At 45.2% G+C, this 11,774-nt stretch carries 17 protein-coding genes; all 17 read left to right on the forward strand.

Annotation, left to right across the window (positions count from 1 at the left end; genetic code table 11):
• Positions 1-162: FHIPEP family type III secretion protein (locus NC238_15750; GenBank protein ID MCM1567360.1), on the forward strand; the 162-nt coding region annotated here is incomplete at its 5' end.
• Positions 163-1,353, forward strand: coding sequence for a flagellar biosynthesis protein FlhF (gene flhF, locus NC238_15755; protein MCM1567361.1), 1,191 nt, complete (start codon positions 163-165; stop codon positions 1,351-1,353). It begins immediately after the preceding gene.
• On the forward strand, positions 1,346-2,212 hold the full coding sequence (locus NC238_15760) for a MinD/ParA family protein (protein ID MCM1567362.1): 867 nt from the start codon (positions 1,346-1,348) through the stop codon (positions 2,210-2,212). The genes flhF and NC238_15760 overlap by 8 nt, the downstream gene beginning before the upstream one ends.
• 54 nt (positions 2,213-2,266) lie before the next feature.
• A complete protein-coding gene (locus NC238_15765) occupies positions 2,267-2,917 on the forward strand; it encodes a flagellar brake domain-containing protein (GenBank protein MCM1567363.1) in 651 nt (216 codons plus the stop codon).
• A gap of 2 nt (positions 2,918-2,919) precedes the next feature.
• Positions 2,920-3,516 (forward strand): chemotaxis protein CheC, encoded by a 597-nt coding sequence (locus NC238_15770; protein ID MCM1567364.1) that lies wholly within the window; start codon positions 2,920-2,922, stop codon positions 3,514-3,516.
• Positions 3,513-3,995, forward strand: coding sequence for a chemotaxis protein CheD (locus NC238_15775; GenBank protein ID MCM1567365.1), 483 nt, complete (start codon positions 3,513-3,515; stop codon positions 3,993-3,995). The genes NC238_15770 and NC238_15775 overlap by 4 nt, the downstream gene beginning before the upstream one ends.
• Entirely contained in the window at positions 3,995-4,411 is a 417-nt protein-coding gene (locus NC238_15780; GenBank protein MCM1567366.1) for a hypothetical protein, read from the forward strand. The genes NC238_15775 and NC238_15780 overlap by 1 nt, the downstream gene beginning before the upstream one ends.
• Before the next feature lie 15 nt (positions 4,412-4,426).
• The gene (locus NC238_15785; protein ID MCM1567367.1) at positions 4,427-5,179 is read left to right on the forward strand and encodes a FliA/WhiG family RNA polymerase sigma factor; all 753 of its coding nucleotides are present in this window, start codon (positions 4,427-4,429) and stop codon (positions 5,177-5,179) included.
• A 98-nt stretch (positions 5,180-5,277) separates the two neighbouring features.
• Entirely contained in the window at positions 5,278-6,555 is a 1,278-nt protein-coding gene (locus NC238_15790; protein ID MCM1567368.1) for a flagellar hook-length control protein FliK, read from the forward strand.
• Positions 6,556-6,570: 15 nt separating this feature from the next.
• Entirely contained in the window at positions 6,571-7,047 is a 477-nt protein-coding gene (locus tag NC238_15795; GenBank protein ID MCM1567369.1) for a flagellar biosynthesis protein FlgD, read from the forward strand.
• A gap of 26 nt (positions 7,048-7,073) precedes the next feature.
• Entirely contained in the window at positions 7,074-7,991 is a 918-nt protein-coding gene (locus NC238_15800; protein MCM1567370.1) for a flagellar hook-basal body complex protein, read from the forward strand.
• 153 nt (positions 7,992-8,144) lie between these two features.
• A complete protein-coding gene (locus NC238_15805; GenBank protein MCM1567371.1) occupies positions 8,145-8,963 on the forward strand; it encodes a flagellar hook-basal body complex protein in 819 nt (272 codons plus the stop codon).
• A gap of 2 nt (positions 8,964-8,965) precedes the next feature.
• Positions 8,966-9,373: a flagellar basal body rod protein FlgB gene (flgB, locus tag NC238_15810; GenBank protein ID MCM1567372.1), complete on the forward strand. Its 408-nt coding sequence runs from the start codon at positions 8,966-8,968 to the stop codon at positions 9,371-9,373.
• 41 nt (positions 9,374-9,414) lie between these two features.
• Positions 9,415-10,185 carry a flagellar hook-basal body protein gene (locus NC238_15815; GenBank protein MCM1567373.1) on the forward strand — a complete coding sequence of 257 codons (771 nt, stop codon included), beginning with the start codon at positions 9,415-9,417 and terminating at the stop codon, positions 10,183-10,185.
• Between the two features lie 42 nt (positions 10,186-10,227).
• Positions 10,228-10,656, forward strand: coding sequence for a chemotaxis protein CheW (locus NC238_15820; GenBank protein MCM1567374.1), 429 nt, complete (start codon positions 10,228-10,230; stop codon positions 10,654-10,656).
• 245 nt (positions 10,657-10,901) lie between these two features.
• Positions 10,902-11,354, forward strand: a complete 453-nt coding sequence (locus tag NC238_15825) for a hypothetical protein (GenBank protein MCM1567375.1) — start codon at positions 10,902-10,904, stop codon at positions 11,352-11,354.
• 115 nt (positions 11,355-11,469) lie between these two features.
• The coding region (locus NC238_15830; protein MCM1567376.1) for an adaptor protein MecA at positions 11,470-11,774 on the forward strand (305 nt) is incomplete at its 3' end.

Consider the following 11,774-nt stretch of genomic DNA (forward strand, 5'->3'; position numbering starts at 1 on the left):
ATGCTGCAGGGACACAATCCCGTAATGTTGTGTGCTCCTGTGGTCAGGATAAGTTTAAAAAGAATGACAGAGCGTCAGCTTCCTCACCTGGTCATCCTGTCTTATAATGAACTTGTACAGGGAATAGAGGTTCAGGCTCTTGGAATGGTGGTGTTGGATTAAATGAGGGTGAAACGGTTTATCGGTGACAATGTGGCGGATACAATGGGGAAGATCAAGCGAGATCTTGGGTCAGAGGCAGTGATTCTGCAGACCCGCCAAATTAAAGAAGGCGGATTCCTGGGTTTTTTTGCGCGTACAAAAGTGGAAATTACCGCAGCGATTGAAGATAGGCAGCCGAACCATGCCGCGATGAAGCCAGTAGAGGAGGAACCTGTCAAAGTCGTTAATACGGATGCGATAAAAAAGGCATATGAAGCTTACAGGGAAAAAGAAAATGAAAACACGAGAGAGCAGGGTATTTCCGATGATGCCCAGTCCGAAATCAAACAAATGCACACGATTCTGAAAGAAATCAAAGGGCATATCACCAAAGGGGACGCAAACATCAGTGCCGAATCCAAACCGTATTCGGACTGGATTCATTTTATGATGGATAGAGGGGCCAGCAGAGAGACTGCCGCTGAACTGCTCGAGCCAATTAAAAACGATCTAACCGAAGATCAATGGAAAAATAATGTGAAAGTATTTGAACTGTTGGAAAATCAAGTAGAGCGGCTATGTTCAAATACCGAAGTTATCAGGCCCAGCAAATCCAGGACACTGGTGGTCGCGATGGTAGGACCTACCGGAGTCGGGAAAACAACAACCATTGGGAAGCTTGCGGCGGGTTTCAGCATCATTGAAAGAAGAAAGGTCGCGCTGATAACAGCCGACACATTCAGAGTAGCGGCAGTGGAACAACTCAGAACTTTCGGAGAAATCATCGGTGTTCCGGTTGAAGTCGTTATGACGCCGGAAGGGTTAAAAGAAGCGATTGACATCCATGCCGACAAAGAGCTTATTTTTATTGATACAGCCGGACGCAGTCCACAGCACGACCTTCATATGGATGAATTGGAAGCTTTTCTGGACAAGGCCAAACCGGATCTGACAATGCTTGTCATGAGTGTTACGACCAACCTGGCTGACCAGATGAAAGTCTATGAAACATTTAAAAAATTATCTACGCATCTGATCTTAACGAAGCTGGATGAGAGCTTTTCTCTCGGTTCTATACTTGATCTCCTGGCAAAAACCAATTTGCCTGTTGCTTATTTAACAAACGGACAGAATGTCCCGGATGATATTGATGCGGCTACTTCCGAGAAACTTACCCGGTACGTTCTTGGGGAGGAAAATCCATATGTATGACCAGGCCAGTACACTCCGGCAGATGGCGAGAGAAAGAGAAGTTACGGTACCAAAAAATATGCGGGTCATTGCAGTCAGCAGCGGGAAAGGCGGTGTGGGCAAAACCAGTTTTGTGGTGAACTTGGCCCTCGCTCTGGCTGAATACAATTACAAGGTGATCATTCTGGACGGTGATCTCGGGTTGGCTAATGTTGATGTCGCTTTTGGGATCACACCGAAATACAATATTAAGCATCTGCTTATCGGCGAAAAAAGAATTGAAGATATTCTTTACCCGATTGGCAAAGGAATCAAAGTATTGCCTGGAGCATCCGGGATGGTAGAGCTCGCCAATTTGGACAGGGGACAGCTGAAAAATGTTCTTGTTAATCTTGGCCGTCTCGAAAAAATGGCGGATATTCTGTTGATTGATACCGGAGCTGGTTTAGGACATACCGTATTGAACTTTATCAGTGCTGCGGACGATGTCATTCTCGTTCTGACGCCGGAGCCGCCTTCCATGACCGATGCTTATGGGCTGATCAAATCAATCAAAAGCCCGACCGGAAAAGTGAACCTCAATATTGTGGTGAATCGGGTCAAGAGTGAGGAGGAAGCCAGGCAGGCCTATGAAAGACTGGAGCATGCGGTTACGAAGTTTTTGGGTATGCCCATCAGTTTATTGGGATGGGTTTACGATGACCCGTCAGTCGGGCGTTCCGTGATGGAACAAAAGCCGGTCGGGCTATTGTATCCTCAAAGTTATGCTTACCAATGCGTCCAATGGATTGCAGGAAATGTTGCGGGCGTATTTATGCAGCCTCCGACTCAAAACAGCGGGATTAGAGGATTTATTTCTTCTCTGTTGAAATTAAAATAACGTCTTTTGTCAAACGAAAATGACATGCCTGGTCAGAGCGCTATTTGGGGAGTGATGAAGGTGCTCTATAAAGACAAAATCTATGAGGGCTTAAGTGTCCAAATCGTAGTCCCTGAAGGAGAATATCAAGGCAGATATAAGACCAGGGTTGAAGAGGTTGGGCAAAAAATCATAACAATCGGGGTACCGGTTGTTGATGGTCAGTTTATTCCGCTCAGAGAGGGAACCGCGTTGGAAGTTGTATTTGTCGACGATCTGTCGGCATATTCCTTTTCGACCGTTCTGATTAAAAGGTTTTCTGTGCCTATTCCAACGTTTATCATTGAATTTCCGGAAAAGATATCCAAAGTCCAAAGAAGAAAATATGTCAGGATCCAAGTCGTCAGTCCTCTTCAATATAGGACCGTGGAAAAAGAAGGTTTAGGGATTGAGCAGAAAGGATTTATGCATGATTTAAGCGGTGGCGGTTTGCTTTTTCAGACGAAAGGGTGTGTACCGGAAAAAACGCTGGTTGTAGTGGAACCTGTCATTGGGGATACGCCGATGCAGATTCCGGCAATCGTCGTTCGTTGCGTGAAAGAAGAAGAAAAAAATGCTTTCCTGGTTTCAGCGGAATTTTATGAGATTTCTGAAAGAATGCGTGATAAAATCATTTCCTATGTTTTTGAGCTGCAACGAGAGATGCGTAAGAAAGGATTGGTTTGAACATGGAGATATCTGCAATTAGGCTGGAAGCCTTTAAGGAAATTGGGAATATAGGTTCCGGGCATGCGGCAACATCACTTTCTAAGCTGCTGCAGGCAAGAATAGATATGTCCGTTCCGAAAGTTTGGCTTGTGCCACTCGAAAAGCTTAACGAGGCGCTTGGTGAGTACGATACGGTCCAGGTGGCCCTTTATCTTAAAGTTGAAGGTGATGCCCCCGGAAAGGCCATATTTGTCCTGCCGACTGAAAGCGCCAGGGTTATTGCCCAGAAATTGCTTGTGCTTCCGGAACGCCCGGATATTTTTGAGGACGAAATGGCGCAGTCGGCACTGCAGGAAGTCGGAAATATTCTGGTTAGTTCCTTCGTGATTGCATTATCCAAGTTTTCCGGAGTTTTTCTTCAGCCGTCCGTTCCGGCCATGGCCATCGACATGGTCGGCGCGATGATTGACGGTGTCCTGCTGGAAGAAGGGATGATCGATGACGACGTTTTGATCATAGATACGAAATTATCCGGAGTTAAAGAGGTGGAAGGAAAATTTTTCTTTATTCCGAATAAAGGTTCACTTGATAAATTATTAGGAGTATTCGGTATATGAGCAAGATGATCGTTGTAGGGATGGCTGATTACAAAGTAGGAAGAGCGCCTGACAAGCTGATGACGGCCGGCCTGGGTTCGTGTATCGGGATATGTGTCTATGATCCGTCAACCCAGATCGGAGGAATGGCCCATATTATGCTTCCAAGCTCTTTGGAAAGCCTTCAGGGCAATCCGGCAAAGTATGCTGATACGTGCTTGGCCATGATGCTTGAGGAAATGGTTAAGTTAGGGGTCATGAGATCGAGACTCAAAGCCAAAATGGCCGGTGGGTCTCAGATGTTTTCGTTTGGGAATAAGGCACCGCTCTTGAAAATCGGAGAGCGCAACGCGCAGGCAGTGGAACAGGAATTAAAGAAGGTCGGGGTTCCTCTGCTCGTCTATGACGTTGGCGGCAGCTTCGGGCGGACGATCACTTTTGATATTCAATCCGGCGATTTGCATGTGAGAACGATTAACCATGGGGAAAAGGTGATCTAATGGCAGAGTCTGATAAAAAGCTTGAAAAAAACGCATTCAGACTGTCAGTTGTCAGCGCCGGAATTGTTCTGGTGTTTTCCATCTTCAACGGTTATCGTTATCCGGCTATTATACTCCGAACCGTACTGGCTTTTATATTTATTTATCTTTTAGGAAAAGGGCTTATTCTGTTATGGAACGGAGCTGCTCCTCCGGCTAAAGAAGAAAAACCGTCTTCCAGAATCGATATCTTCCTAGGGGATACTGAAAGTCAGGATAAAAACGCTCCCCACGAGACGGGGCAGCCGAAAGAGAGCCTTCAGTCACTGAAAAAACAGGTTCCGGGCCAAATCACCAACCAGATGATGGATCATTTGCCGGATGCAGCGGCCAGAGCGGAGATTGTCAGAAAAATGGGCTGGAGTGATGATCAGTAAGGAGGTGTAAGCCGCATGTATCAAGGACAATATAATACACCCAAACAAGCTGTATGGACAGAAGAGCATTTAGAGAAGTTCCTGCCGCTCGTGAAAAGGATTGCAGGCCGGCTGGCGATGTCACTGCCGGAACATATTGATCAGGAAGACTTATTCGGTTACGGCGTATTTGGATTACTGGATGCGCTTCAGAGATTTGACCCTTCCCGCGGCGTGAAATTTGAAACGTACGCAACGTTAAGAATCAGGGGTTCGATCATCGACGGATTAAGATCGATGGATTGGGTTCCGCATTCGGCCCGTCAGAAGGTTAAACAGGTTACGCAGGGTTATGCTCAGCTGGAAAACCAGCTCGGACGCAGCCCAACACTGGAAGAAGCAGCTCGGCATCTGGATATTTCCGTTGATGAGTTGAATGCGACCTTGCTGCAGGGACAGTATATGACACTTGTATCCATCGAAGATGTCAATTTCCATGATAACGAGGATATCACCGGTTCACCTCTTGATTTGATCATCGACCCGAGCTCGCAGGATTCGTTCGGCCAGATCGAAAAAGAGGAGCAGAAACAAATTTTGACAGAAGCCATTGAGAAATTATCAGAGAAAGAAAAGCTGGTGATCGCTTTATATTACCGGGAAGAGTTGACTTTAAAAGAGATATCGGCGGTGATGAACTTATCGGAATCGCGGATCTCCCAAATTCATTCTCAAGCCATCTTACGGTTACGGGGCTATCTCGGGAGACAGAAAAAAAATATTTTTTAAACCATTTTGGAGGACAAAATGGTTTTTTATTTGACAGACACTAAAGTCCGGACGAAAGTTTGCCGATATATTGAATAGCAGTACGAGGAGGTGAAAGGATGAATGTAGTTTTGACGCCTGTCAATGTTGAAGGACCAAAAACGGATTCTGCAGCAGGAAAAGAAGGGAAGGACATAGACCAGAACAACCTTCTGTTTGCGCTTTTTATGCATAATTTGGATCCTTCCAGCAAGGCTGATGAACAAACGCTTGGAGAAGTGGCGGGAGATCGTTCGGATTTCGATTCCGGAGAAGACACCGTTTCTGACGGGGTGGCTTCGGAACTGGGCACGTATCTGCAATTTCTTCAAAATTTATTTCCGGCTGGCATGGAGGCCACTTCCGGATCAAACGGAGACCAAAATAGTTCCCGGGTGTCAGGTTCAGCGCTAAAAGAAAGCAATGCTGCCTGGATGATGTTTGAACAAGCCTTGAAAGAGGTTCTATCCTCATCAGCAGGGCAACCCGATAAGATTATGGCTAAGGGTGAAGGTTTGCACCTTGGGAATTACCTGAAGGCTTTCGGACTAAAAGGGATTTCTGGTTCGACAGCCGATTCTCTCGATCCAGCGGAGTTGGATAATATAGTAGGTTATTTAAAAGAACTTTCTGGGGAAATTATTTCACAGAAAAACCAGAATAATCAAGCAACAAACGTTTTTAATACGAATGCGAAGCTGCTTAACTGGCTGTCCGATAAATTATCTCTGATTCAAGATAAGTACAGGGCAGACAATTTGGACACGGCAGCCCAGGATACCCTAATCGGTGTTGCAACGGCCGATGACGCTCAAAACCACGCGATGGACAGTATGGTAGACCCCAACCAGATCTTTGGCTCGGGAACCAAGACCGATGCTGCGCTTTCCACGATAGCGGTGGATTTAAACAGTGTCAAAGCAGGATCGTTTAATGCAGGAATGGTCTGGGACCAGGTTTTGGACACCCTGAACAAACAGGGTCTGAATTCTCAGGAGATTAAGGAGCTCACCATTCAGTTGCAGCCGCAGGACCTTGGAAAGCTGAATGTATCAATGAAGCTGGAAAATGGGCAGCTGCATCTGGTCTTTAATGCTTCTGAACAGGCTACGGGATCTTTGCTCCAGAACAATCTGCAGGACCTTCGGAACGGTCTTGCCCAGATCGGTGTTTCGTGCGGAACGCTGGAAATGGGCTACCGTCAGAATGACCAGCAGTCTTCACGGGACAGGAACCATTACCGCGGTCCGCAGGAGACAGCCTCAGCCCTTCAAGAAGAGGCAGGCGGTATTTTGCCGGTGTTTACTTCTTACCTGACTTCAAATATTCAGGGCAATCACATTAATGTCAGTGTCTAAAACGAGGAGGAAATGATGGCAAGCGTTTATCATGTAACCGGTTCGACGACGGATACAACCAAACCCACAGACACCAAAAGCAGTACCGACAATGCAGCTTTGGATAAACAGGCTTTTCTTCAGCTTTTGATTGCTCAGTTGAAAAACCAGGATCCAATGTCTCCGATGGACAATTCACAGTTTGTTGCCCAGCTTGCTCAGTTCAGCTCTCTGGAACAAATGGGCAATATGGCAACGGCGATTGATGAATTGAAGGAAAGTATGGTTACGTTAAACAGCCAATCGCTGCTTACCCAAGGTGCTGCGATGATCGGCAAAGAGGTTGTCGGGCAAATCACGACCGATGGGGAAACGGAAAAAATCACGGGAACAATCTCCTCGGTTAAATGGTCGGAGGGTTCTTTAACACTGATGATCGGCGACCAAGCGCTGGGTATGGAAGATATTCTGGAAATAAGAGAAGCCGGAACCGCTGATCTCTTTACGGAATAAAAAATAATTATTGGAGGTAACGCCTTATGATGCGTTCATTATATTCAGCCATTACCGGTCTGAAAAATCATCAAACCAGTATGGACATCATCGGTAATAATATTGCGAATGTGAATACTGCCGGTTATAAAAGGCAGAGGGCCAGCTTTGCAACGATGCTCGGACAGCAGCTTCGCGGAGCTTCCGCACCGACAACAACGATGGGGGGAACGAACGGCGTCAACATCGGTTTAGGCAGCATCCTTGGTTCCGTGGATAAAGTCATGGGCCAGGGCAGTTCGCAATATACGGGAAAAGCCACCGACATGATGATCCAGGGAGAAGGAATGTTTGTACTGAATACCGGGACAAACAATGTGTACACCCGCGTTGGCAATTTTGATTTTGATAAAGGCGGCACTTTGATTAATGTTGGAACCGGGGCTAAAGTTCAGGGATATACCAGTGCTTCGACGGTCAGTGCGGGAACACCTGTCACAATCAATACGCCTGCTTCACCTGCTGATTGGGCAGCGGCTACCGGGGACATTAATTTTACTTTGGGCCAAGTATTGGATGCAACAACCGCTCCCGGCTATACTTTGTCGAGCTATAGTATCGGTCAGGACGGTGTCGTTACGGGCGTTTATTCTGACGGAGTATACTCGGTGACGAAGGCGATGTTTAAAATCGCCATTGCGACATTCCCGAATCCGGGTGGTTTAACTGCAGAAGGAAACAACTATTACTCTGAGAGCAATAACTCCGGATCTGCAGTAGTCGATTCGCCGGGAGTAAAGGGTCGCGGGATGATTATCCCGAATTACCTCGAAATGTCCAATGTAGACCTTTCCCAGGAGTTTACGGACATGATCGTGACCCAGCGCGGATTCCAGGCCAATTCCAGGGTAATTACGGTATCCGATACGCTTCTGCAGGAACTGATCGACTTGAAGCGGAACTAATAATCCAGCTATAAATCGTGTACATTAAAAGATGCAATAAAAAGATGTAATCAAAAGATTAAAGGAATTTATGCTTTCACAGAGAATTAGATGATTAAACATTTATGAGTTTGAATGTTATTTTGCGACGAAAGAGTAAAAGGAGTAAAGGATATGCAGGTATCCACAGAATATCTCCGTACCCTGCAAAGCAGAATAGACCGGGTCGGTAATAACATGGCCAATAATCTGTCTTCAGGGTTTAAAGCGCAGTTGCTCACCGTTGAAGAAGGCTATGATGCGCAGGATTACAGCAATACAATAGCACTGTATGGTGGTGTGCCGGGAAGCGGAAAACCGGTTTTGAATATTAATCTCTACACCGGAAACCGGTTTGATTTTAGCCAGGGTAACCTTGCGAATTCAGGTAATGATTTTGACATGGCTATTGTCGGGGATGGTTTTTTTCAGGTTAGAATGCCGAATGGACAGCTAGGGTATACACGCGCAGGAGTTTTTAGCAAGGACGGTGCGGGTAACTTGGTAAATAACCAAGGTATGCTGCTTGAGCCGCGGATTACTATGCCCGGGGATGTTTCAGAGATCAGTATAGATGATAAAGGGATTATCAGTGGTGTAAAGATAGCCACATCAGAAGAGGATACAGAGTACGCTTCTAATGATGAAGAAAGCCAGGACGATAGAGTTCAATTAGGTAAAGTGCTGCTTTTTCAATTTGCTAACCCTAATGGTCTGGAACAAACAGGCAATAATATTTTCCTGTCTACCGATGCTTCAGGTAAAGCAGTTGAAAAAATCCCAGGTGAGGACGGCTGTGGAATTATTAAGAGTGGTATGCTGGAAAAATCCAATGCCAATTTGTTAAGCTCGATTACGGATCTGATTCAGATTCAAAGAGCATATCAGGTGGAATTAAGGCTAAGGCAGGATCAAGATGAGATGACGGTCCAAACCATTGCGATGAGGAGATGAGTATGGCAGGTTGGCTAGATAGTCCGATTTTTAATTTACTTGAGGGCGGTTTGGACGGACTCGGACTGCGTCAGCGTGTCTTAGCCGACAATATTGCTAATAATGACACGCCCGATTTTAAAAGGTCAGATGTCAGTTTTGATAAAATTCTGCAGGCTACGATGGACAGCATGAACAATACAGCAGTAGTATCCGGCACAGAGCCCGGCCATATCCCGATTACCGGGACAGGGCTGACTTCAAACGGCTTTGTAGTTAAGGATGAGAATACCACCTACCGCAATGACGGAAATAACGTGGATATTGACCTCGAGATGACCAGGCTTGCAGAAAATACCCTTCAATACAATTCATTATCCAGGATGCTGACGATGCATCTTTCCATGCTGAAACAGGCAATTCAAGAATAGCCATCCAAGAATAGACGTTCGTTTGAGGAGCGTGAGCTTTTTTGCTAAGGGGATTATATACGGCATCTTCAGGAATGATCTTAAATAACCAACAAAGTGATGCGATAGACCGGAATTTGGAGAGTATAAACAATCCCGGCTATCTGGAGGAAAGTGAGCGGGTCACTTCTTTTCCCCGTCTGCTGGTCAGCAGGCTCACGCCTTCTACGACGAGTGACAAGCCTTCGGAGAATGTTCCGCTCGGAATCATGGGAACGGGTGTCTATGCGGAGAAAATCTTATACAGCACAGAACCAGGTTTGATCCGGGAAACCGGGAATATGACCGATGTGGCGCTTAACGGTGACGGCTTTTTCGCCGTTGAAACGCTTGACGGGGAACGTTATACCAGAAACGGACATTTTCAGGTTGATCCTTCCGGCGTGCTCAGAACAGCAGGCGGTAATCTTGTTCTTGGCCAAAATGGAGCAATCGGCCCTTTGCCGGACGATTTCACCATTCTGCAGGATGGAACAATTGTCAGTACTGAGAGCAGTCAGGTTATAGACAGACTTACAATTGTGGACATCCCTGCGGAAGATCTGTATCGTGACGGACTTACGAGTCTTTATAATAGCCAGAATCAGCCTACGGAAATGCTGCCGAAAAACATCCGGGTTGAACAGGGTTTTATTGAGGAATCAAACGTCGACCTAAATGCGCAAATGGTCAAAATGATTCAGGTAACACGCTCGTATTCAGCGAACCAAAAAGTGGTCCAAACCAATGATGAAATTTTACAGAAAGCCGTCAATGAAATAGGAAAGGTGTAATCGGCTTCTGAAAAAGCAGAACATGCGTAAGAGGTGATAACTATGGGCTCCCAATCCGTTATCTTTTTGCTGGGTAGCGAAGAATATGGCCTTCCGATTGAGGTTGTGCAGGAAATAACACAGCTGACAGAAGTTCATCCTGTACCCCAGTCCACGAAAAATGTCAAAGGCCTTATTATTATCAGAGGTCAGGCAATTCCACTGATTGATCTGCATGCCAAATTTGAGATCCCGTCCCGGAATGAGGCTGGTTTTGCAATCATTATGAAAATTAATGATGAGATTGTCGGCATTGCCGTTGATGAAATCATTGAGGTAAGGACACTTGAAAATGTTATCCAGGCTCCTCCTTTGGTCGCTGCCTCATTTATCAAAGGAATTGTCAATCTCCCGGACAGACTGATAGTTCAGCTTGATCCGGCATTCATCTTTAGAACCGATGAGCTGGAAGATTTAAAGGCTTTGGCCTGATTGGCTCCATCTGTCTGTTTATTGGTGACTGGAGATTTGGTAGGCTGACTTGACTTTTTTTAGGTATTGATTTATATTATTTAGATTGAATTGATTTTAAATTAAATTAGAAAAGGAGGGCATCTAAGTATGGCTATGTGGGAATGTAGTGTATGCAAAAAGGTCTCTGGAGGAAGATGTCGTCCAAAACAATGTCCCGAATGCGGCGCTGATAAAGAAAAGATAGTGAAAAAGGATTAGTCGTAGTGCGTATCGACTATTATCTATATCTTTTAAAAATGAGTTGGCCGGCTTTGAGCGGTCTTTTTCTTGTTTGCATTTTTATGGGGATAAAATGTCTTTCTATCCTCAGAAAGACGTTGGCCGAAAAGAATCACTTCAGCAAATTTCTTGCTGCAGCTAAATTGTTTTTCCTGGTCTTGACCGTTTTTATTTACGCCCTGATGTTTATGGATTACAATCAGGATTGGCTGAACGATCCGGTAGTATCGAAAGGGGTCATTGAAAGCCTCGCGGCGGAAGCTGAACAGTATACGCTCATTTTACGCAGCGGAGAAGAGATACTCACGTTAAGTATTGATGCAGCTGCTTTCCATAAGCTTCATAAGAACGATTTAGTGGAAGTCACTTATCTTCACCAGAAAAAACAGGTAGTTCAATGCAGCGTATTAACCCGACAAGCTGACAGTTTCATATAATAGCATAGCTTATGTTTTACATTTAATGGAATTGATTATTGACGTCTCATGATATAATATAATTAAGCAATCGTGTTTTTATCAATCATGTCCATGGAAAGGAGAGGTGGAATTTATGCGTATTCTTAAGGTAAATGACAATACGGTTCGCATTTTTATCTCCTTTACCGAGCTCGCAGATCGCAATATATCTCTTGCTGACTTGTTTCAACGTTCCGCGAGAACTGAACAGTTTTTTTGGGAATTGATTTCAAAAGCCAGAGATGAGGTAGACTTTAGTTTAGATCAGCCTTTCTGGATCCAGGCTACTGTTGCTTCAGAAGATGAATTTGTCATAACGGTAATTAAGCAGGAAGAACAAATTGATGCGGAGATTAACCATATTATTCAAACCGCTTTTGGAGAAAAGAAAAAGAATCC

Origin of the sequence: Dehalobacter sp., from assembly GCA_023667845.1 — a bacterium.
GTDB lineage: Bacteria > Bacillota > Desulfitobacteriia > Desulfitobacteriales > Syntrophobotulaceae > Dehalobacter.